This is a genomic window from Rhodococcus sp. Chr-9, assembly GCF_000801125.1.
Classification (GTDB): Bacteria; Actinomycetota; Actinomycetes; order Mycobacteriales; family Mycobacteriaceae; genus Rhodococcus; species Rhodococcus pyridinivorans.
Map to the genome: position 1 here is coordinate 43,236 of NZ_JTIZ01000118.1, position 20,781 is coordinate 64,016.

At 69.0% G+C, this 20,781-nt stretch carries 23 protein-coding genes; 7 read left to right on the forward strand and 16 right to left on the reverse strand.

Going from position 1 to position 20,781, the window contains the following annotated elements:
• Positions 1-2 precede the first annotated feature (2 nt).
• The 9 genes from QR64_RS18160 to ssd all read right to left on the reverse strand — a co-directional run bounded on the left by QR64_RS18160 (position 3) and on the right by ssd (position 6,449).
• Positions 3-728 carry a hypothetical protein gene (locus QR64_RS18160; RefSeq protein WP_052227361.1) on the reverse strand — a complete coding sequence of 242 codons (726 nt, stop codon included), beginning with the start codon at positions 726-728 and terminating at the stop codon, positions 3-5.
• Positions 729-777: 49 nt separating this feature from the next.
• Positions 778-1,077: a helix-turn-helix domain-containing protein gene (locus QR64_RS18165; protein WP_039586626.1), complete on the reverse strand. Its 300-nt coding sequence runs from the start codon at positions 1,075-1,077 to the stop codon at positions 778-780.
• Positions 1,078-1,392: 315 nt separating this feature from the next.
• Entirely contained in the window at positions 1,393-1,638 is a 246-nt protein-coding gene (locus tag QR64_RS18170; protein WP_039586628.1) for a hypothetical protein, read from the reverse strand.
• A complete protein-coding gene (locus QR64_RS18175) occupies positions 1,629-2,015 on the reverse strand; it encodes a hypothetical protein (RefSeq protein WP_039586630.1) in 387 nt (128 codons plus the stop codon). The genes QR64_RS18170 and QR64_RS18175 overlap by 10 nt, the downstream gene beginning before the upstream one ends.
• 17 nt (positions 2,016-2,032) lie before the next feature.
• Entirely contained in the window at positions 2,033-2,569 is a 537-nt protein-coding gene (locus tag QR64_RS18180) for an antirestriction protein ArdA (RefSeq protein WP_052227362.1), read from the reverse strand.
• A gap of 274 nt (positions 2,570-2,843) precedes the next feature.
• The gene (locus QR64_RS18190; RefSeq protein ID WP_039586754.1) at positions 2,844-3,419 is read right to left on the reverse strand and encodes a type II secretion system F family protein; all 576 of its coding nucleotides are present in this window, start codon (positions 3,417-3,419) and stop codon (positions 2,844-2,846) included.
• Positions 3,416-4,213, reverse strand: coding sequence for a type II secretion system F family protein (locus QR64_RS18195; RefSeq protein WP_033097903.1), 798 nt, complete (start codon positions 4,211-4,213; stop codon positions 3,416-3,418). The genes QR64_RS18190 and QR64_RS18195 overlap by 4 nt, the downstream gene beginning before the upstream one ends.
• Positions 4,210-5,382, reverse strand: a complete 1,173-nt coding sequence (locus QR64_RS18200; protein WP_019290219.1) for a TadA family conjugal transfer-associated ATPase — start codon at positions 5,380-5,382, stop codon at positions 4,210-4,212. Before QR64_RS18200 ends, QR64_RS18195 begins: the two co-directional genes overlap by 4 nt.
• A complete protein-coding gene (gene ssd, locus QR64_RS18205; protein WP_019290220.1) occupies positions 5,379-6,449 on the reverse strand; it encodes a septum site-determining protein Ssd in 1,071 nt (356 codons plus the stop codon). The genes QR64_RS18200 and ssd overlap by 4 nt, the downstream gene beginning before the upstream one ends.
• 343 nt (positions 6,450-6,792) lie before the next feature.
• Here ssd and QR64_RS18210 point away from each other — a divergent pair, with 343 nt between their 5' ends.
• Complete coding sequence (locus QR64_RS18210) at positions 6,793-7,647, forward strand: HAD family hydrolase (protein WP_371850709.1); 855 nt, start codon at positions 6,793-6,795, stop codon at positions 7,645-7,647.
• 448 nt (positions 7,648-8,095) lie between these two features.
• Here the strand turns inward: QR64_RS18210 and QR64_RS18215 are convergent, their stop codons facing one another.
• Positions 8,096-8,845: a hypothetical protein gene (locus QR64_RS18215; protein ID WP_033097956.1), complete on the reverse strand. Its 750-nt coding sequence runs from the start codon at positions 8,843-8,845 to the stop codon at positions 8,096-8,098.
• A 198-nt stretch (positions 8,846-9,043) separates the two neighbouring features.
• Between QR64_RS18215 and acs the strand changes: the two genes are divergently transcribed.
• Positions 9,044-10,975: an acetate--CoA ligase gene (acs, locus tag QR64_RS18220; protein ID WP_006552416.1), complete on the forward strand. Its 1,932-nt coding sequence runs from the start codon at positions 9,044-9,046 to the stop codon at positions 10,973-10,975.
• Positions 10,976-11,035: 60 nt separating this feature from the next.
• Here acs and QR64_RS18225 read toward each other — a convergent pair whose 3' ends face one another.
• Complete coding sequence (locus QR64_RS18225) at positions 11,036-12,406, reverse strand: MFS transporter (protein WP_006552417.1); 1,371 nt, start codon at positions 12,404-12,406, stop codon at positions 11,036-11,038.
• A 200-nt stretch (positions 12,407-12,606) separates the two neighbouring features.
• Here QR64_RS18225 and nhaA point away from each other — a divergent pair, with 200 nt between their 5' ends.
• The 3 genes from nhaA to QR64_RS18240 are packed head-to-tail and all read left to right on the forward strand — an operon-like array spanning position 12,607 to position 15,300.
• Complete coding sequence (gene nhaA, locus QR64_RS18230) at positions 12,607-13,833, forward strand: Na+/H+ antiporter NhaA (protein ID WP_006552418.1); 1,227 nt, start codon at positions 12,607-12,609, stop codon at positions 13,831-13,833.
• The gene (locus tag QR64_RS18235) at positions 13,833-14,348 is read left to right on the forward strand and encodes a phage holin family protein (protein ID WP_006552419.1); all 516 of its coding nucleotides are present in this window, start codon (positions 13,833-13,835) and stop codon (positions 14,346-14,348) included. The genes nhaA and QR64_RS18235 overlap by 1 nt, the downstream gene beginning before the upstream one ends.
• A gap of 16 nt (positions 14,349-14,364) precedes the next feature.
• Entirely contained in the window at positions 14,365-15,300 is a 936-nt protein-coding gene (locus QR64_RS18240) for an alpha/beta fold hydrolase (protein ID WP_039586758.1), read from the forward strand.
• 27 nt (positions 15,301-15,327) lie between these two features.
• Here the strand turns inward: QR64_RS18240 and QR64_RS18245 are convergent, their stop codons facing one another.
• From QR64_RS18245 to nth, 4 genes are read right to left on the reverse strand one after another with little or no spacing between them, the layout of a single operon-like run.
• Positions 15,328-16,515, reverse strand: coding sequence for a MarP family serine protease (locus QR64_RS18245; protein WP_006552421.1), 1,188 nt, complete (start codon positions 16,513-16,515; stop codon positions 15,328-15,330).
• Positions 16,512-17,210 (reverse strand): NUDIX hydrolase, encoded by a 699-nt coding sequence (locus QR64_RS18250; protein ID WP_039586635.1) that lies wholly within the window; start codon positions 17,208-17,210, stop codon positions 16,512-16,514. The genes QR64_RS18245 and QR64_RS18250 overlap by 4 nt, the downstream gene beginning before the upstream one ends.
• Positions 17,207-17,878 (reverse strand): TlpA family protein disulfide reductase, encoded by a 672-nt coding sequence (locus QR64_RS18255; protein ID WP_039586637.1) that lies wholly within the window; start codon positions 17,876-17,878, stop codon positions 17,207-17,209. Before QR64_RS18255 ends, QR64_RS18250 begins: the two co-directional genes overlap by 4 nt.
• Before the next feature lie 4 nt (positions 17,879-17,882).
• Complete coding sequence (nth, locus tag QR64_RS18260; protein ID WP_006552424.1) at positions 17,883-18,677, reverse strand: endonuclease III; 795 nt, start codon at positions 18,675-18,677, stop codon at positions 17,883-17,885.
• A 72-nt stretch (positions 18,678-18,749) separates the two neighbouring features.
• Here nth and QR64_RS27200 point away from each other — a divergent pair, with 72 nt between their 5' ends.
• Positions 18,750-19,022 (forward strand): hypothetical protein, encoded by a 273-nt coding sequence (locus QR64_RS27200; RefSeq protein WP_033097906.1) that lies wholly within the window; start codon positions 18,750-18,752, stop codon positions 19,020-19,022.
• Between the two features lie 191 nt (positions 19,023-19,213).
• Positions 19,214-19,888 (forward strand): Crp/Fnr family transcriptional regulator, encoded by a 675-nt coding sequence (locus QR64_RS18270; protein WP_006552426.1) that lies wholly within the window; start codon positions 19,214-19,216, stop codon positions 19,886-19,888.
• A 103-nt stretch (positions 19,889-19,991) separates the two neighbouring features.
• Here QR64_RS18270 and QR64_RS18275 read toward each other — a convergent pair whose 3' ends face one another.
• A complete protein-coding gene (locus QR64_RS18275) occupies positions 19,992-20,780 on the reverse strand; it encodes an MBL fold metallo-hydrolase (RefSeq protein ID WP_039586639.1) in 789 nt (262 codons plus the stop codon).
• Position 20,781 lies beyond the last annotated feature (1 nt).

The window sequence follows — 20,781 nt, forward strand, 5'->3', positions numbered from 1 at the left end:
GGTCACTCCCCCAGCTTCTTGATCTCGGCCTTGTAGACCGACGAGCTGCCGCGGACCATGACCCACAGGAGATGGTCGTCGAAGGCGTCTCGCAGGACACTGGTCACGTAGTTCTTCTCCGGCCGGTCACCGGCGGCCTCGGCCGGGATGGAGATGTCGGAGCCGGACGCCGCGGTTACGCGGGCGTAGCCGCTGGTCGGCTCATTCGCCAGGTCGAACGACTGCGGTCGCCCCTCGGCCGGGTACTGGTATCGGGTGGCCGAGGTGACCGTGCCGTCTTGACCGATCACGGCGATGAGCAACGCATCGTCGGAGTAGCTAGAGGTCGTCTCATCGAAGATCGGTACCGTAACCGTGACTGATTTGTCCTGAAGCTGCGACAAACCGCGACCGACGGCAGGGCTGTAGGTGGTCACGTAGCCCTTGAGCAGGCCGGGCTGGCTCTTCACGATGTCGAACTCGCTCGGGAGCTTGATCTCGCTGGTCAAGACGATGGCGTAGCTGGGCTTGTCCCGGTTCTTCTTCCACGCCGTGTAGCTGATCTTGGCCGAGTCGTGGGCTTCGGAGGAGCCGGTGGAGTCCGAGCCCTTCTCGGCCCAGGTCCCCTTGGTGCCGAAGCCGGTTGGCGCGCCGGTGCTCTTGTCATCGCCACAGGCGGTGAGTGCGGCGACCAGCGCCAGGAGCAGGAGGATGACGACGGCTGCGGGCCGTCGGCGGCGGTGTGTCATGGTGCATCCCTTCGGAGGATGCGGGGGAAGAAGATGCAGGTGGTGACGGTCAGTCGTCGCTGAGCGTCTGGGCGGCGGCGTCGTCGGCCTCGGCGGCTGCCAGCAGGGCCGATGGCGTGATGCCGAGGGCTCGGCAGACGTCCCAGAGCAGATCGACCGAGAGCGAGGTTCGCCCGGTCTCGACGCGGTAGAGCATTGTCCGGTCGATGCGAGCTCGCTCGGCAAGCTCCGCCCTGGTGAGTCCCTGCTGCTCGCGTGCAGCGATGAGGGCCGCTGCGAGTGCCTGCCGACGCACGTCACGCACCCACCGCTGGTGAGGCGTCAGAGAATCGGGCTTGGGTTTCGGCACCCAGCGATTCTGTCACGTAGACCTGCATGAATATCCCCCGCAGTGTTCGTTTCTCATTGTTGTTGCACTAGTGCAACGGCCACTAGATTACGGATCATCCGACAAAGCACAAGCGGTGGGGTGCCGCACGTCGTTCGTTCGGTGGACCAGAACAGATCCCGCCACCGCGCCGCGGCGGCTGCGGTGGCTACGAAGGTGACCACGAGACCTCAGACCACGGGCCTGCCGAGGCACGAGGCCGGCGCGTGGCCGCTCTCGGCAGAGCGACGTGAAAAGCAGAGCCCCGCACCTGGGTAGGTGCGGGGCGGGTGCAGGTCACCCCCACGGCCTCGGGCTGGGGCGGATGAACAGGATCTCGTCAGGGTGGGCGTGCACCTCGTAGGTGCCCAGGCGCTCGTGCCCCCTCCGCAGCACGACGCCGAGGATGAGCTGCTGGGCAGGACCGTCACGGATCTCGATCACACGACCGAGTAGGCCGTCTCGACCGACCAGGACAGCGCCGCAGTAGAGCGCGTGAGCCTGGGTCGCGGCTACGGGGCCGTCCGGGGTGGTCAGTGCCACGGGAGCTGGCGGATCACGGCGTCGGCGTGGATCGTCTCGCCGGTGATGAGGTGAAGTTGCTCCAACCCCGCCTCGATCTGGCCGGGGTTCACCAGGTACGCCTGCGACCAGGGGCCGGCGGCACCGTCGGTGAGGGTGACGGTGGTCGCGGCGTCGACGTGGACGCCGACGGCGGCCAGCACTTCACGAACGGCAGCCTGGGCCTGCTCGGGGGTGTAGAGGTAGTCCTCGTCGGCAGCGCTCAGCGCGTTGGCCGCGTTGTACTGCGCGGCGGCGTCGGCGCGGGACATGCCGCGGGCGCCGGGGGCGAGCCGGCCGGCGCTGATTTGCCGCTCGACCCAGGGATCGAGCCAGGTGGTGGTGGTGGATGCGGACATGATGACCTCCTCGGTGGTCAGAAGCTGCGGAAGATGAAGACCTGGTGATCGGGCGCGGGCTCGACGGTGTAGTCGACCTCGATGTCGCGGGCCCAGGCCCGCATGTCGATGTAGGAGCGCAGGTCCTCGGGGACGCCGGCGAACGCCCCGGTCTCCTCGGCGAGATGTTCGGCGTAATCGCGGAAGCTGTCCCACGTGCCGCAGTAGCGCTCGGTGAAATCCGAGAGCGACGGCATGCCGTCGCCATCCTCGACGTAACTGCCGCCGCGGACCCAGGCGCAGACAGCCGGCCACTGCGAGGGGTCGTCGAGCTGGTCGTAGAGCTGGCCCCAGCGGGCTGCAGTCAGCGGGTCGAGCTCGCCGTCGACGGGGATGTGCTCATGGTCGAAGCACCACAGCTCTTCGTGCACGTGCTCGGGGATCGGTCGTCCGTGCAGCTGCGACGGGGTGACCTCAGCGGCATCGGCGGCGGGGTACCAGCCCCCGACGAGGCGACCGTCGTTGTAGCAGGTCAGGCAGCCGAGCCAGACCGTGGGCGTGCAATCGGTGGACATGATGACCTCCTCAGTGGTTCGAGGAGGCATCCGCCGGCGGCGGTGCCGACGGTCTGAAATCGGTTGTGTCAGTGAAGAATTATCCAACAACAGGGCCTTGACCAGGCGGTATCAAACTTGAACTATGGAGTATTCCGCCGTCGACATGCCGTCGTCCTGCAGGACGAGCCCGCCGAGGCGACCACGCAGACCGTGTGCGAACGCTTCGGTCACTGTTCGTTTCCCCATCTTCCGTCCCTCCCATCCGAGCGGCGCGGACCGTCCGCGCCGACGTTCACATCAGCCCCGCACCCAGGACGTCCCGCGCCAGGCCGACGACGACCGGCACGATGCCCAGGCACACGAAGGCAGGCAGAAAGCACAGACCGAGCGGCCCGCTCACGAGTACTCCGGCCCGATCGATCTCGGCGGCGACCCGGTCCTCCGTCTCGGCGCGATGCCGGACCGCGAGTTCGGCGACGGTGTCCGACAGGGGCGCACCGGATTTCGCGGATCGTCTTGCCGCGCGGGCGAAATCGTCCAGCGCGTCGACCGCTCCCGAACCTCCCCACGCATCGGCCGGATCGGCTCCGAGCGCCAATCGGTCGGCACCTCTCCGCAACGCCGCCGCGAGGTCGGGTGGAGCGGATTCCGCGACGACCCGCGCCGCAGAACCGGCGGGCATCCCTGCGCGCAGGCACGCCGCGAAGAGATCGAAGGCAGCGGGAAACGCGTGCGGGTCGGTCTCGGGTTTAGTTGTATCCGACTCGGCAGCAAGGGTTCTCGTGGAGAACAAGCGGGTGGTTCCACGAGGGGTCGGTGCGACGACGAGAGAGGCCGCTCCCAGCAACACCGCCCACGTCGCGCTCATGCCCTCACCCGTGCCGCGATCCGGTCCGTCCACAGCAGACCCGCACAGACCAACGCAGTGCCGACCACGAGCATGATGCCGCCGAGCCCACCGGCGAGGAGGATGCCGAGCGGAGCAGCGCCCATGAGTTGCCCGAGACCCACCCCGAGCACCGGCAGTCCCGCCAGAACCGTCGCCGTGGCCCGAGCACCGGCAAGTCCGGCCTCCGTACGGGCACGGATCCGCATACGCGCGGCCAGATCGATACGCGCGGCCCCGAGCAGTTCGGCGAGGGCGAGACCGTGGCGGTCGGAGACGGCCCACGCATCGGCGACACGACCCAGGCTGTCGGCGACACCATTCGAGGATGCTGTGGCCGAACGTAGTCCGTGTGCCGCCGACCCGCCGAGTCGCGCCCGGGCCGCAGCGACCCGGAAGGCATCGGCGACGGACCCGGCCGTCTCCCGGGCCGCCGTCTCGCACGCGTCGGCGGGATGCGTCCCCACCCGCAGATCGGCGATCACGGTGTCGAGTCCCGACAGCAACATCCGTCGTTGCCGATCGAGCTCAGCAGCGCGGCGCCGGGCTCGGCGACGCCACACCGCGGTCGTCGCGACGGTCGCGCCGGCCACAGCCGGTGTGATTCCCGCCCACACCACAACCGTCGCGAGCACGACGACCATCACCCCGACGACTAGGGCGCGCGGTATCGGGCGCGGCGCCGCGTCGGGCACCCCGCGTCGCAGTCGACGGCGGGCCGAGGACGACGGCAGGACGAACAGCGCCGCCGCGAGGCACAGGATCGTCGCGTTCACGGCGCATCCCGTCGACGCAGGATCCGCTCGAGGGCGTCCATGCCGTGCTCGTCGCCCCTGTCGTGGGTCCATGCCGGTGTGACGATCACGCCTGCGACGGGGTCCCGCTCGACCACGCCGATCCCCACGAGACGTCGCGCTCCGTCGCTGCCGCGGTGGACGTGCAGGATCACCTGCACCGCGGCGACGAGCTGGCTGTGCAGCGCCGCTCGATCGAGGCCGCCGAGTGCGGCGAGAGCCTCGAGTCGCGCGGGCACCTCGTCGGGCGAATTGGCGTGCACGGTCCCTGCGCCGCCGTCGTGACCCGTGTTCAGCGCGGTCAGAAGATCGACGACCTCGGCGCCTCTCACCTCGCCGATGACGATGCGATCCGGTCGCATCCGCAGCGCCTGCCGCACGAGATCGCGGACGGTGACCTCGCCGACGCCCTCCACGTTGGGTGCCCGTGCCACGAGGCGCACCACGTGCGGGTGGGCCGGGACCAGTTCGGCGGCGTCCTCGACACAGACGATGCGTTCGGCCGGATCCACCGCGCCGAGCAGCGCCGCGAGCATCGTCGTCTTGCCCGCACCCGTGCCGCCGACGACGAGGAAGGCCAGGCGCGCGCGGACGATGCGCAGCAGCAACCGATAGGCGACCTCGGAGACCGCACCGCGATCCCGCAGTGCTTCGAGTCCCTGGGTCGTGGGCCGCAGGACCCGCAGTGACAGGCACGTCCCGGCCTGCGCGACCGGGGAGAGCACCGCGTGCAGCCGGACACCGAACTCACCGTGCCCGGGCAACCTGCCGTCGACCCACATCTGGGCGTCGTCGAGCCGACGCCCGGCGAACAGCGCCAATCGCTGCGCGAGTCGTCTGACCGCGGCCTCGTCGGGGAAGGTGACCTCGGTCAGGTGCAGCCCGTTGCCACGATCCACCCAGACGCGATCGGGCGCGGTGACGAGCACGTCGGTCACGGCCGGGTCTGCCAGCAGATCCTCGAGCGGGCCCGCACCGGTCAGTTCGGTCTGCAGATGCCGCAGTGCCGCAAGCAGATCGGAGTCTCCGAGTACTCCACCGGATTCCGCGCGCAGGGCTGCGGCGACGCGGGTCGGAGTGAGCTCCCCGGTCTCGTCGGCCAGCCGGTCGCGGACCCGCGAAAGGAGGTCGTCCCCGAGGGTCCCGGTCATGCCGCACGTCCCGGGCCGGCGCGGTCGGCCCCGACGGCCGCCAGCACGTCGTGCGCCGCACCGAGCAACGGCGAGCGTGACCGCAGCCGCAGGCCCCCGCGTTCGAGCATCTCGCTCAAGCCCGGCTCGGGACGCATCGAGGTGAGCACGTCCAGGCCCACCGCGTCGGACACGTCGACGGCTCGCAAGCCACCGGGTGCGGGCCCGCGGACGACGACTCCGGCCGGTTCACCCCGCGCCGCGAGCGTGCGGGCGACCCGGGTAGCGGAGAGCACCGCACCGATCCGGGCCGGCACGACGACGACGGTGAGGTCGGCCAGTGCGATCACCGCGTCGGCGACCGGGTCGAAGCTGCGCCCCACATCGCAGACGACGGTTGCTCCCGCTCCGCGCACCCCGTCGACGACCGACTCTGCGGCGACGGCGGTGAGCCGATCGGTGTTCTCGCGGTCGGTGGACAGGACGCCCACCCCGGATGCCCATACGGGTACGGCGTCGCGCAGGGCACGCGCCGAGACCCGTCCACCGTCGACGGTGAGACCGGACCACCGCACTCCCGGACACTCCTCGAGACCGGTCAGGACGTCGAGTCCCGCGCCGAACGGATCGGCGTCGACGAGCAGGGTGTCGCGTCGTTCGTCGTTCCCCGCGGCCCAGGCGAGTGCGGCGGCGAAGGTCGACGCGCCCGCTCCCCCGCATCCTCCGACGACCGCGAGGACGGTGCCGGCACCCGTCGAGGGCTCGTCAGCGGCCGCGACGATCGAGAGCAGTTCCACCTCCTCGGACGGGAGGGCGAGGACGTGTTCGGCGCCGACGGTCGCGGCGGCCTGCCAGTCCGCCAGGCCGGCCGTCCCGCTGCACACGAGGATCACGCCGGGGCGGCGGGGATATCCGGCCGCGCATGCCGCTGCGGCGGACGCATCGAGGACGACGATCGCCGCGTCGGTCCACGCCCTGCGGGGCACCGGCACGGACATCTCGTGCAGTGTGCGGTCGGCCGCCGCGACCACACGATGGAGGTCGGCGACCAGCGCGGGATCGTCGACCAGTCCGAGGATGTCGTTCATGCCCGACAGGCTGCCCCGCTACGGGGTCGTGAGTGTCGCGGAAACGGCCTCGGAAGCCCCGCCTGTGGATGGATCAGGGGCCTGTGGACAACCCGGCCGTGCGCACCCTCGTCGCACCTGTGCGCAGGTCGGCGGGTGTAGAAGACAGTACGGAGACGTGCGGAAAAGGCCTCGGACAAAGCGACAGCCCTCGCCAGGGGGGAGGAGGCGAGGGCCGTCTGCGTTCAGCCCCGGGGGGTCGGGCTGAACACAACCCGAGTATCGACCCGGGCATTCGCGATAGTACACCGCTAGGCGCGACTGCTTGCAACTTCAAACACCGGCGCGGCGCGCCCCTATTGTGGTGGTCGTGACCGATACGTCCGTGAATCCGTCCCGACCGGCCCCGTCGACGGGGGGCTCACCGGACTCGGCTCGCATCGCAGCGTTCTTCGATCTCGACAAGACCGTCATCGCCAAGTCGAGCGTGCTGGCGTTCACCCGGCCGTTCTTCGAGGAGGGTCTCCTCAGCCGCCGGGCCGTGCTGCAGAGCACCTACGCCCAGCTCCTCTACCTGTTGTCGGCGGCCGATCAGGCCCGGGTGGACCGGATGCGAGAACACATCGCGCACATGTGCAAAGGATGGGATGTCGAGCAGGTCGGATCGATCGTCGAGAAGACCCTGCAGGACGTCGTGACACCGCTCGTCTACGCGGAGGCGAAGGATCTGATCGCCGATCACCGGGCCCGCGGTCACGACGTGATCATCGTGTCCGCATCCGGCCAGGAAGTGGTGACTCCGATCGCCCGGACACTCGGTGCCTCCCACAGCACGGGGAGCCGGATGCGGATCGTCGACGGCCGCTACGCCGGCGAGCTCGAGTTCTACTGCTTCGGGGAGGCGAAGGCGGTCGCGATCCGCGAGCTCGCCGAGCAGTACGGTTACGATCTCTCCCGCAGCTACGCGTACTCCGATTCGGCCACCGACCTGCCGATGTTGCTGGAGGTCGGCAATCCGCGCGCGGTCAACCCCGACCGCCCGCTGCGCCGGGAAGCAAACGAAAACGGTTGGCCTGTTCTCACTTTCGCCCGGCCCGTACCGCTCGGACGTCGTGCCCGTCCGTCGCCGCGCGCCCTGGCGACGCTGGCCGCGACCCTCGGAGCGACCGCACTGATACTGGGTGCCACCCGCCGACTGGCCAAGCGCCGGATGCGTTGACACTCAGGGTCACTCGCCGCGAAATCGAGAACAAACATTGCCGTCGGGGGCTTGCCGACATCTCGCGGACGGGGTAGAAAGGAGTTACGGAAGGACGGAAGGCCAAGACCGAATCGGAAGAGAAGATTCGATCTCCCGACTGTTCTTCCCAGCACGGACACCGAGTACCCACGCGAAGCCGATGCCACTATAAGGGCACGAGTGTTGTGGGCCTGCGAGTTCCGGATTTTCGAAGACGAGTACCCTGCACCCGTTGCGAGGACGAATCGACGATACCCGGATCATCGCCGAGGCCGTTGAATCACAACCCATTTCAGCACGCATGGTAACTCGGACCGCCCGTGCTAGCGGGTGGCGGAATCGATCTCGATCGATATGCCACCCGCTTTCGCGTGCAGGGGGTTTCGCGTACAGGCCGCGATTCGGCCGGCGAAGCCCCGCCCGGCACTCAGCCGGCGAACGCCTCGGCGATCGAGCCGGCCTCACGAGCCCCGGCCTCGAGCGACCCACAGCAGAAGAGCACCCAGCCGCCGACGCCCTCCACGGTTCCCGCCCCGAATCCGGCGACCCCGTCGCGGTAGGCCTGCAACCGGCGCATCCAGTGGACCTCCGGTACGCCCAGATTGCGCGTATCGAGTCCGGACGCGACGCACACGAGCCGGGACGCGGCCCGCGCCACGATGCCGTCGGCGACCCCGAAGGGCTTCAGGACGGACAGTTCACCGTGCACGACCGCAGCGAGAACGGGCGCCGGGGCGTTCGTCCCCCCGGTGACGAGTTGCGCGAGCCCGTCGAGACGCTCGGCGACCCCCGGCTCCGTCCGCGGACGACCCAGCTCCTCGGCGTCCTCCACGAGATCCGCGGCAGCGAGAAGGTGCAGGCGGGCCAGTGCCTGAAGCGGGGCACGTCGCCACGTCGCGACCATGTTGTCGAGCGCGTCGCCGTCGAGCGACTGCGCGACCCGCAGCGCTCCGGCCAGGATCGGATCGCCACTCTCCCCCGGCTGCGGAAGTTCCATCGACCCGCCGTCGATCGACGCCGAGGCGCGGGCGGCCCGCACCGATGCCTCCGCGGCGGTGTTCGCCCAACCACGCCGATTGGTTCGATGACGATGCACCTCCGCGAGCGCGTCGCGGGCACGGTCGGCGGCGTCGCGTACGCCCGGAAGGTCGACGAGAGGCTGAAGAGGGTCGGTCACGCCGACGACGGTACCGGCGCGCACGCGGTGGACGGACGAGAGGTTCACCGGTCGTGCCCGAATGCCGTTCGTCGCGCGAATTCGACCGATGAGCGAAAGTGACGGGGTTGCATATCGATGCAACGGTGCGGCGCCGGTCACAGATGATTACGCTCACAAGAGCCCGAATGGAACCATCCCGGAAAGAGGCCCTGCACCATGACGAGCGCAGCCCAGGAGCACGAATCGAAGGCGTACCCGCCGAGCCCGGAGTTCACCGCCACGGCCAACGCCGGTCCGGAACTGCAGGCCGCGGCCGACGCCGATCGGCTCGGATTCTGGGACGAACAGGCGAAACGACTCGACTGGGCGGAGCCCTGGACGGAAGTGCTCGACTGGTCGAACGCTCCGTTCGCGAAGTGGTTCGTCGGCGGCAAGCTCAACGTCGCCTACAACTGCGTCGACCGGCACGTCGAGGCCGGTAACGGCGATCGGGTCGCCATCCACTTCGAGGGCGAGCCCGGCGACAGCCGGTCGCTGACCTACAACGACCTCCTCGCCGAGGTCTCCCGCGCCGCGAACACCTTCACCGAGCTCGGCCTGGTCGCCGGCGATCGCGTCGCGATCTACATGCCGATGATCCCCGAGGCCATCGTCACCATGCTCGCGTGCGCGCGCCTCGGCCTGACCCACTCGGTGGTGTTCGGCGGCTTCTCGTCGTCGGCGCTGCGGTCGCGCATCGACGATGCGCAGGCCAAGCTGCTCGTCACCGTGGACGGGCAGTGGCGGCGCGGCCAGGCCGCGCCGCTCAAGAACGCCGCCGACGAGGCCGTCGCCGACGCAAAGTCGATCGAGCACGTGCTGGTCGTCGCGCGCACCGGCATCGACGTGGAGTGGACCGAAGGGCGAGACCTGTGGTGGCACGAGACCGTCGAGAAGGCCTCCCCCGAGCACGAAGCGCAGCCGTTCGACTCCGAGCACCCGCTGTTCATCCTGTACACCTCGGGCACCACGGGTAAGCCCAAGGGCATCATCCACAGCTCGGGTGGCTACCTGACGCAGGCGTCGTACACCCACCACTACGTCTTCGACCACAAGCCGGGCAAGGACGTCTACTGGTGCACCGCCGACATCGGCTGGGTCACCGGCCACAGCTACATCGTCTACGGCCCGCTGAGCAACGGTGTCACCCAGGTCGTCTACGAGGGCACCCCCAACTCGCCGAACGAGCACCGGCACTTCGAGATCATCGAGAAGTACGGGGTGTCGATCTACTACACCGCCCCGACGCTGATCCGCACGTTCATGAAGTGGGGTCGCGAGATCCCCGACGCCCACGACCTGTCGTCGATCCGTCTGCTCGGCAGCGTCGGCGAGCCGATCAACCCGGAGGCGTGGCGCTGGTACCGCGAGGTCATCGGCGCGGATTCGGCCCCGATCGTCGACACCTGGTGGCAGACCGAGACCGGCGCGATCATGATCTCGCCGCTGCCCGGCATCACCGCCACCAAGCCCGGCTCGGCGATGGCGCCGCTGCCCGGTATCTCGGCGAAGATCGTCGACGACGAGGCCACCCCGCTCGGCGCGGGCGGTAACGGCTACCTGGTGCTCGATCAGCCGTGGCCGGCTATGCTGCGCGGCATCTGGGGCGACGAGCAGCGTTACCGCGAGACCTACTGGTCGCGCTACGCCGAGCAGGGCTGGTACTTCGCCGGCGACGGTGCGCGTTACGACGACGACGGAGCGCTGTGGGTGCTCGGCCGCGTCGACGATGTCATGAACGTCTCCGGTCACCGCATCTCCACCTCGGAGGTCGAGTCGGCGCTCGTGTCGCACCCGTCCATCGCCGAGGCCGCGGTCGTCGGCGCGGCGGACGAGACCACCGGTCAGGGCATCGTCGCGTTCGTGATCCTGCGCGAGCACGTCGAGAACACCGGCGACACGCTCATCAAGGAACTGCGCGATCACGTGGCGGTGGAGATCTCCCCGATCGCCAAGCCCCGTCAGATCACCGTTGTGCCGGAACTGCCGAAGACCCGGTCGGGCAAGATCATGCGCCGCCTGCTGCGCGACGTCGCCGAGGGCCGCGAGCTCGGCGACACCTCGACGCTCGTCGATCCGGCCGTCTTCGACGCGATCCGCGGCAAGTAGCCGAACGACGAAGGCCTCTTCCGGATCGGATCCGGAAGGGGCCTTTCGCGGTCGGTACGACTACACCTCGTCGAGCGACCGGTCGCGGGTCTCCTTGACGACGAGCAGCGCGACGAAGGTCGTCGCCGCGGCGATCAGCAGGTAGATGCCCACCCAGCCGACGCCGTAGCTCGTGGCCAGCCACGTCGCGATGAAGGGGGCCACCGCGGCACCGAGGATGCTCGACACGTTGTACGAGATTCCGGAACCCGTGTAGCGGACGTTGGTCGGGAACAGCTCGGGCAGGATCGCACTCTGCGGCCCGAAAGTCAGACCCATGAGCAGCATGCCGACGATGAGGAAGAACAGCATGCGTCCGGAGCTCATGCCGTCGCTCGACAGCAGGAACTGGAAGCACAGGCCGAACACCATGATCGCGCCCGTGACGACCAGCAGGGTCGAGCGGCGACCGTAGCGGTCGGCGAGCCACCCGGCGACGGGAACCGCCGCGGCGAAGAACAGCACCGCGACCAGCTGCAGCACGAGGAAGTCCGCGTACTGGAAACCGGCACCGTGGCCACCTTCCTCGGGGGTCTTGCCCGTTCCGAAGCTCAGAACCCAGGTGGTCATGATGTAGAAGAGCGTGTACGTCGCGAGCATGACGAAGGTGCCGATGATCAGCTCACGCCAGCTGTTCTTGAACACCTCGGCGAGAGGCGTCTTGACCTTCTTGCCCTCGGCGACGGCCTTGGCGAAGACCGGCGTCTCTTCGAGCTTGAGCCGCACGTACAGCCCGATGATCACCATGATCGCGCTGAGCAGGAACGGAATGCGCCAGCCCCATTCGAGGAAGGCGCTCGACAGGTCGGGGTCGCCGTTGTCGTGGCCGAGCGCCAGCGTGATGATCAGGAACAGGCCGTTGGCGCCGATGAAGCCGATGGGTGCGCCGAGCTGCGGCCACATCGCCGCCCAGGCGCGCTTGCCGGGTTCGGCCGTCTCGGTGGCGAGCAGCGCCGCACCCGACCACTCCCCACCGAGACCCAGGCCCTGGCAGAAGCGCATGAGCGCCAGCAACGCCGGTGCGATGAGCCCGGCCTGGTGATAGGTCGGCAGCAGGCCGATGAGGAAGGTCGCGATGCCCATCGTCAGGAGCGAGCCGACGAGCGTGACCTTGCGGCCGATGCGGTCGCCGAAGTGCCCGAAGACGACGGATCCGACCGGGCGGGCGACGAAAGCGATACCGAAGGTCGCGAGGGAGGCGAGCAGCGCGGTCGTGCTGTTGCCCTGCGGGAAGAACAGGTGCGGGAAGACCGAGACGGCGGCTGTCGCATAGATGTAGAAGTCGTAGAACTCGATGGACGTGCCGACCATGCTGGCGACGACGATGCGCCGGCGCGGAACGCCTGCGACGAGCGAGGAACCCCCGTCCTCGACTCCGACCGATGTGCTCACTGAACCATCCCCACTACTCCACTCACATTCTGAGACCAGATCCCACTTACTAGGAAAGTGAACACCCGAGTTTCCGCCCACCGCAAATCGGACACCCCTACGGACGCCCTCCGTCCGGCGTTAGACTCTTCCCCGGTGTGCCGGGAAGTCTGGTCGGCGACGGTTCGCCCGTGCCCGTATCCGCCCAGCGAAAGACGCCCGTGTCCGACACCTCCTCACCCACCTGGACCGCACCTCTGGGTCGCTTCCTCCGCACCGAGACGGTCGGCGGTTCACTGCTGCTCATCGCCGCAGCGATAGCGCTGATCTGGGTCAACTCCCCCTTCGGCGACTCCTATGTCGCTCTGCGGGACTTCGAGATCGGCCCGGAGTTCCTGCACCTGCACCTCTCGGTCGGCGACTGGGCCAAGGACGGCCTGCTCGCCGTCTTCTTCTTCGTCGCGGGCCTCGAACTCAAGCGCGAACTCGTCACAGGCGAACTCGCCGATCGCAGGAAGGCGATCCTGCCCGTGATCGCCGCATGCGGCGGCGTGATCCTTCCTGCCGTCATCGCAGCCGTCGTGGGCTGGGGTGCGCCGGGAATGGACCGGGGTTGGGCGATCCCCGTCGCGACCGACATCGCCTTCGCTCTCGGCGTGCTCGCCCTCACCGGTTCGCGCATCCCCACCAGCGCCCGGGTGTTCCTGTTGAGCCTGGCGGTCGTCGACGACCTCATCGGCATCGCGCTCATCGCGATCCTGTTCACCTCGGGACTCGCCGTCGCGTGGCTGCTCGCCACAGTGGCCGCAGCGGCGGCGTACTGGTTCGCGCAGCAGAAGCGCATCACCACGCCGTGGTTGTATGTGCCGCTCGCACTGTTCACCTGGTACGCCATGCACAACGCAGGCATCCACGCGACCGTCGCCGGGGTCCTCCTCGGCCTGCTCACCCGTGTCCGCACCGATCCCGGGGAGGACTACGCACCCGCCGAGCGGCTGGTCCACCACATCCAACCGTGGTCCGCCGGTCTGTGCGTCCCGCTGTTCGCCCTGTTCGCATCCGGTGTACCCATCGGTGCGGAGATGCTCGGCCAGGTGTTCACCGATCCTGTCGGCCAGTCCGTCGTCCTCGGACTGCTCCTCGGCAAGACCGTCGGGATCTTCGGCGCCACCTGGATCTCGATCCGGCTCGGTCTCGCCACCCGCCCGACCGGGCTGATGTGGGGAGACGTGCTCGCGCTCGCCGTGATCGGCGGCATCGGGTTCACGGTGAGCCTGCTCATCGCCGAACTTTCGCTCGGCGACATCCACGGTGGCGAGCCCGCCGAGATCGCCAAGGCCGCCGTGCTGGTGACATCATTGATCGCCTCTGTCCTCGGGTCGGCGCTACTGTTACGGCGTGGGCGCGCCCACCGCCAACGGAACGAACCAACCGAAGGGGTCGAGTAGTGAGCGTGACGAACGCGAATCGTCCGGAGAACGGAGTCCCGTCGAGCATTTCGGGCATCCCGTTGACGAAGGTGGACGCTCCGACACCCCGCGATGCCAGTGTGGGCGAACTGGTACGCGACGCAGCGACACAGCTGTCCACACTGTTCCGCGCCGAAGTCCAGCTCGCCAAGGCCGAGGTGACCGGCGAGGTCAAGAAGGGCGTGCAGGGCAGCCTGTTCTTCATCCTCGCGCTCGCCGTGCTGACCTTCAGTTCGTTCTTCTTCTTCTTCTTTCTCGCCGAACTCCTCGATGTCTGGGTGGCGCGCTGGCTCGCCTTCCTCATCGTCTTCCTGATCATGCTGGTGGTGACGGGCCTGCTGGCCCTGATCGGCTATATGCGGGTCCGGAAGCTGCGCGCACCGAACAAGACCATCGACTCGCTCAAGCAGACCGCGTCGATCCTCCCGAGCAGCCAGGACGGACACGATGCGGACGGCCCGCGCCACGCCGCGCCGCGCCGCGTCACCCGCTGACGAACCGGAACAGCCAGTGCCCGTCCCCGACCCGTCCACGGTCCGGTATCCCGGACCGTGGACGCATCGAGACATTCACGCCAACGGCATCCGCTTCCATGCCGTCGAAGCCGGTCCGCACGACCCGGACACACCTCTCGTGGTGTTCGTGCACGGCTTCGCCGACCTGTGGTGGTCGTGGCGTCACCAGCTCACCGCCTTCGCCGATCTCGGCTACCGGGCGGTCGCGGTGGACCTGCGTGGTTACGGCGACACGGACAAGCCGCCCCGCGGATACGACGGCTGGACGCTCTCGAACGACATCGCGGGACTGATCCGCGCGCTCGGGCACACCGAGGCGGTCCTCGTGGGCCATGCCGACGGGGGCCTCGTGTGCTGGGCGACCGCGGTGATCCATCCGCATGTCGTGCGGGCCATCGCGGTCGTCGACTCCCCGCACCCCATCTCGCTGCGCGACGCGACCCTGCGCGACCGCGCGCAACGCAAGGCTCTGGTGCCGACCTTCCTCGCCTACCAGCTGCCGTGGCGTCCCGAACGGAAGCTGGTTCGCGACAAGGGCCTGGAGATCGAACGGCTGATGCGTGTGCGGTGCGGCCCGGGCTGGCGACGCACCGACGAGTTCGCCGATGTCGTCGACCGGCTGCGCACCGCGATCCGCATCCCGGGCACGGCGCACCTGACCCTCGAATACCAGCGCTGGGCGTTCCGCAGCCAGTGGCGTCCCGACGGTCGCCGCTTCATGAAGGCCATGGACGTCGAGCTCACCCTGCCGATCCTGCAGCTGCACGGCGCGCTGGATCCCTACGTGCTCGCCGCGACCCTCCGACGCTGCGTGCGGCACGCCCCCGGACGGATCCTGAAACTCGTCGACGGGGCCGGCCACTACGCCCATCAGGAGAAGCCCGAAGCGGTGACGGCACTGCTCGCCGACTTCGTCCGCGGACTCGACTGATCTGCCCGTCCGCCGGACGGGCAGACGTCAGACGATGCAGGCGCCGGTCGCAACCGGCTGATTCACCCCGGCCATCTCCAGCTGCCGGCTCACCTCTGCACCGGTGAGAACGAAACCGGTGTCGGTGTTGTCGACCGCCGCGCCGAAGACCATGCCGAGGACATCGCCGGACGGATCGACCAGCGGACCCCCCGAGTTGCCCTGCCGGATCGTGCCGCGCACCGTGTACACCTCGCGTTCGACGGTGCCGCCGCGGTAGATGTCCGGGCCCTGCAGGTCGAGCGTCTCGCGGATCCGCGCCGCGCTCGCCGTGTACGGACCGCCGCCCGGGTAGCCGAGCACGATCGCGTCGTCACCCGACTCCGCCGGCTCCGGGGCGAAATCCAGCGGCTGCGCGGTCAGTCCCGGCACCGCGAGGATCGCGACGTCCACCTCCGGATCGAAGAGCACGACGGTCGCTTCGAGCGGGCCGCCGTCCGTATCGACGGTCACCGCTGCGGTTCCGGCCACGACGTGCGCGTTCGTCATCACCCGTTCAGGGGCCACGACGAAACCGGATCCTTCCAGTGCCTTCTGGCAGCTGGGTGCGACACCGTTGATGCGCAGCACGCTCGTCTGCAGCCGGGCCGGGACCGATCCTTCGAGGAGACCGCCGTCGGGTGCCTCCACCTCGGCGATCGGGGTACGCCCGAACGGCCCGATCACCTCGGGCAGACCCGAGGTGTCGAGCAACGCCGAGAACTCGTTGGGGATCGCACGCATCCAGTCGGGGGCGACGTCGTCGACGGTCCCGAGCACCTGGGATCCCCGCACGGCTGCGGAGACGGCGGGCTGGGTCGTGGCGGTCAGCGGGATGGCGAGCAGCCACGCGGCGACGAGCACCGCGACCGATTGCAGACCGGCACCGACGACGCTGTCGACCGCCCGCGCACCCGGACTGTGGATGCCGCTGCGCGCGGCACGTCCGAGCACCATGCCGGCCACCTCGCCGATCACCACCAGCACCACGATCAGAGCGATGCCGGCGAGGATGCGCATGCGCGCATCGTCGATGTGCACGAGCACGTGCGGGGCGATGAGGATGCCCGCGACCGCACCGAGCAGCACACCCAGGAAGGCCAGCGCCGAGGCGACGGCGCCCTGCCGGAGCCCGGAGGACGCGGCGATCAGGACGATCACCACGATGATCAGATCGATCCAGCCCGATCCGGTCATGATTCGACCACCCCCGTCTCCAGTTCGGCGAGTACGACGTCGAGATCACGGACGTCGTGGTGATCCCACTCGATCTCCCACCCCGATACCGCGAACAGACCCGCGAGCACACCCGCGGTGAAACCCCAGACCAGCATCCCGTCCACCTGGAAGGCCGGGCCCTGATAACCCAGACGGTGCCGGACCTGGAAACGGTTGTCGGGGTCGAGCAACTCGTGCAGCGACACCCGGACCACGCGGGTCGCCTCCTTCGGATCGACCACTCCGACCGGGCTCGGGGTCTCCCAGTAGGCGACCACGGGAGTCACGTCGAAGCCGGAAGGCGGGATGAACAGTTCGGGGAGCACGGCGAGCGGCCGGATCCCGGACGGATCCAGGCCGGTCTCCTCCTCCGCTTCACGAAGTGCGGTGTGGATGGCGCCGTAGTCCTCGGGATCGGCGGCGCCTCCGGGAAAGGCCACCTGCCCGCTGTGCTGCCGCAGCGTCGCGGCGCGCTGGGTGAGCAGGACGTCGGCGTCGGCGGGAAGTCCGCCGCGGGCCATCGGATCGGCCTCCGGCGACCCGCCGAACAACACCAGCACCGAGGCCTGCCGCACCCGCGCGACGCGCGGGGCGCGACGGTTCAGGATCGGGTTGAGACCGTGCGGGTCGGTCGGCGACACCGAGGCGACACGCCGGAGCCATTCGGGGATCATGCGGCCACCCCCAGATGCTCCTCGACGACCGAGGCGACCTCGTCGGCCGACCGGAACGGGATGGGGAGCACGGCGGCGACCGACCCGTCGGCGCGGAGCAGCACCGTCACGGGAAGGACGGCGGGCGCGCCGACCGCGGCCTGTACGCGACCCGAGCCGTCCTGCACACCCGGCAGGTGCACGTCGTAGTCGGCGAGCCGGCCGAGGGCGTTCGACTCGTTCGGGTCGGTGTGGACGGTGACGACGGTGACCTCCTCGCCCACCCGGGCGGCGTAGTCCTGGAGGACCGGCAGTTCCTCGGCGCAGGGAGCGCACCACCAGGCCCACAGGTTCACCACGGCGGGCCTTCCGGCGAGGGCGGCCGCGAGGTCGACGGAGGATCCGTCGCTCACGCACTCGAAGACCAGACCGGCGAGCGGACCGGCGGGAGCAGGCGTGGACCCGCCCGGCTGCGGGCACGGATCGAGTGCGGCGGTCTCCCGCAGCGGAGCGAGGGCCTGCGCGCCGTCCTGGGGCCGGCGGTCCACGGGTGCGGTCGAGGGTGCGGCCGGTCCCGGGCCGGTGGCCGGCGGAGGGTCGCTGCGGTCGCGCGGCCAGATGGCGACGATCAATGCGATGACGACGACGAGAGCTGCCAGGCTCCAGCGGCCTGCTGTGGAAGGACGCACTCCGTCACCGCCCGGCCAGCTCGAGCAGGTGCTCGGTCTCCGGTCCCTTCACCAGCGTGGCCGCGGTCTGCGGATCGGTGGGCCCGGTCCCGTAGGAGGGGCAGTCCTTCGCGAGGACACACACCCCGCATGCCGGCTTGCGTGCGTGGCACACGCGCCGACCGTGGAAGATCACGCGATGGGACAGCAGCGTCCATTCCTTGCGCTCGATGAGCACACCCACCGCGTGCTCGATCTTGACCGGGTCGGTCTCGTCGGTCCATTCCCAGCGACGCACGAGCCGCTGGAAGTGGGTGTCGACCGTGATACCCGGCACATCGAAGGCGTTACCGAGGATGACGTTGGCGGTCTTGCGGCCGATGCCGGGCAGCGCGACGAGATCCTTCAGCCGGGCCGGAACCTCGCCGTCGTGCCGCTCGAGCAGGGCCTGGCCGAGACCGATGAGCGAGTTGGCCTTGTTGCGGTAGAAGCCGGTCGAGCGGATGTACTCCTCGAGCTCGGCGCGGTCCGCCTCCGCGTACGCGCGGGCGTCGGGATACCGGGCGAACAGAGCGGGGGTCACCTGGTTGACCCGCACATCCGTGCACTGCGCCGACAGGATCGTGGCGACGGCGAGCTCGAGCGGATTCGTGAAGTCCAGTTCGCAGTAGACGTGCGGAAAAGCCTCGGCGAGGCGCCGGTTCATCCGTCGCGCGCGACGGACGAGGGCCAGTCGCGACTCCGGTCCGCGAGCCTTTCCGTTCACTCGGCGCGGGGCCGTCTCGGGGCTCTCGGACTGGGAGGCATGCACCTGATCCACTCTACGTAAACACTCTCCCCAGGATCCGGCCCCGTGTCTCTTCCGAGACCTTGCGGGTGTTTACTTCCGGGTATGCAAGCTCTTGCTGTCGTCCTCTTCCCGGTGCTGCTCATGTTGTTCGCACTGTCCATGGAACGTGTCGAAGCGCGCTTGAGCCGGTTGTCCGTCCGTGAGCAGGAAGTGGAAGAGTTCCTCGACAAAGCGGACCAGGCCGATGTCGCGGCACTCGCTCGTGAAGGTTTCCCCGGGGCTTTGGCCCGCTTCCAGCGTCGCCGCCGCCGCGGACCGAGCACCGACGGAGCGGACGATTCGGACGGTCATCTGCGCGCGCGCCGCGCCAGCTGAACGACTACTTGCCGGTAGCCTTGAGGTACCGATGATCGGGTTCGTCGATCGTTTCCGTGGTATCGGTCACTCACTCGTGCAGCGCGCACGATAGACTGGGCGCTCGTACGCCTGACAGGTGACCTGCCCAGGAAGTCCGTCGACGTGCAGACCCGGCAGTAGATGACGAATCATTCCCAAAAGGAGCGCACGTGGACGAGGTCCTGGCCAGAGCAGGCATCTTCCAAGGAGTCGAGCCCTCGGCGGTTGCGGCGCTGATCAAAGAGCTTCAGCCTGTAGATTTCCCGCGCGGCCATGTCATCTTCAACGAGGGTGAGCCCGGCGACCGGCTGTACATCATCGTTTCCGGCAAGGTGAAGCTCGGACGTCGTTCGCCCGACGGTCGCGAGAACCTCCTGACGATCATGGGCCCGTCCGACATGTTCGGCGAGCTGTCGATCTTCGACCCGGGTCCGCGCACCTCCACCGCCACCACCGTCACCGAGGTGCGAGCCGTGAGCATGGACCGCGATGCGCTCAAGGCGTGGATCGACCAGCGCCCCGAGATCGCCGAGCAGCTCCTCCGCGTGCTGGCCCGTCGTCTGCGTCGCACCAACAACAGCCTCGCCGACCTGATCTTCACCGACGTCCCCGGTCGTGTCGCCAAGGCACTGCTCCAGCTCGCCCAGCGTTTCGGCACCCAGGAGGCCGGCGCCCTGCGTGTCACGCACGACCTGACGCAGGAAGAGATCGCGCAGCTCGTCGGCGCGTCCCGCGAGACCGTGAACAAGGCCCTCGCCGACTTCGCGCACCGCGGCTGGCTGCGTCTCGAGGGCAAGAGCGTGCTGATCTCCGACTCGGAGCGTCTGGCGCGTCGCGCTCGCTGACCCACGCACATACGAAAGGCCGGGACGCTCGCCGCGTCCCGGCCTTTCGTATGTGCGTATCCCAGCCGTAGCTGCTTCGACCCAGCCGTCCGGCTGCTTCGACTCAACCGTGGCTGCGCAGGTACTCCAACTGCACGTTGACGGACTTCTCCGCCGCACCCCACAACGAGGGGTCGACGTCGGCGTAGACGTGCTCGACGACCTGCCGTGTGGTGGCTTCGGCGCCGAGGGTGCGCAGCGCACCGCGCACCTGTTCGAGCCGACCCTCCCGGTGCGCGAGGTACTCCCGCGCGATCGTCTCGAGGTCGGGCAGCTCGGGGCCGTGCCCGGGCAGCACCGTGTAGCCACCGCCGAGACCGATGAGCGACCTCAACGACCGCAGGTAGTCGCCGAGGTCGCCGTCGGAGTCGTCGAGCACGGTCGTGCCGCGGCCGAGGATGGTGTCGGCAGTGAGAACACTGCGGTCCTGCTCGATCACGAACGACAGCGAATCGGCGGTGTGCCCCGGGGTCGCGACGACCCGGATGCGCAGACCCGCCGCCTCGACGACGTCACCGCCGGACAGTTGCTGCCCACCGCCGTGGCGGTGTTCCGGCAGCACTGCGTGCACCGGGCATTCCGCGAGTTGCGAGAAACGCTCGGCACCCTCGGTGTGGTCGAAGTGGCGGTGACTGATGAGGGTCGCCGCCACCGGCACCTGCGCGATCCGCTCGAGATGGCCTTCGTCGAGGGGACCCGGATCGACCACGACGCACTCGTCGCTGCCGGGTGCCCGGAGGATCCAGGTGTTCGTTCCCTCGAGGGACATGATCGAGGGGTTCTCGGCCAGGATCACCGCGGCGTTCTCGGTGACCTGGCGCAGCTGCGCGTAGGCGGGGTGGACCAGCGCCATC

Excerpts from the sequence above, each read along its gene's own strand:
- ssd (WP_019290220.1), bottom strand. The coding sequence starts at position 6,449 with ATGAACGACATCCTCGGACTGGTCGACGATCCCGCGCTGGTCGCCGAC.
- QR64_RS18275 (WP_039586639.1), bottom strand. The coding sequence starts at position 20,780 with ATGGCGCTGGTCCACCCCGCCTACGCGCAGCTGCGCCAGGTCACCGAG.
- QR64_RS18190 (WP_039586754.1), bottom strand. The coding sequence starts at position 3,419 with ATGAGCGCGACGTGGGCGGTGTTGCTGGGAGCGGCCTCTCTCGTCGTC.
- QR64_RS18160 (WP_052227361.1), bottom strand. The coding sequence starts at position 728 with ATGACACACCGCCGCCGACGGCCCGCAGCCGTCGTCATCCTCCTGCTC.
- QR64_RS18245 (WP_006552421.1), bottom strand. The coding sequence starts at position 16,515 with ATGACCGGATCGGGCTGGATCGATCTGATCATCGTGGTGATCGTCCTG.
- acs (WP_006552416.1), top strand. The coding sequence starts at position 9,044 with ATGACGAGCGCAGCCCAGGAGCACGAATCGAAGGCGTACCCGCCGAGC.
- QR64_RS18180 (WP_052227362.1), bottom strand. The coding sequence starts at position 2,569 with ATGTCCACCGATTGCACGCCCACGGTCTGGCTCGGCTGCCTGACCTGC.
- QR64_RS18250 (WP_039586635.1), bottom strand. The coding sequence starts at position 17,210 with ATGATCCCCGAATGGCTCCGGCGTGTCGCCTCGGTGTCGCCGACCGAC.
- QR64_RS18175 (WP_039586630.1), bottom strand. The coding sequence starts at position 2,015 with ATGTCCGCATCCACCACCACCACCTGGCTCGATCCCTGGGTCGAGCGG.
- QR64_RS27200 (WP_033097906.1), top strand. The coding sequence starts at position 18,750 with ATGCAAGCTCTTGCTGTCGTCCTCTTCCCGGTGCTGCTCATGTTGTTC.
- QR64_RS18200 (WP_019290219.1), bottom strand. The coding sequence starts at position 5,382 with ATGACCGGGACCCTCGGGGACGACCTCCTTTCGCGGGTCCGCGACCGG.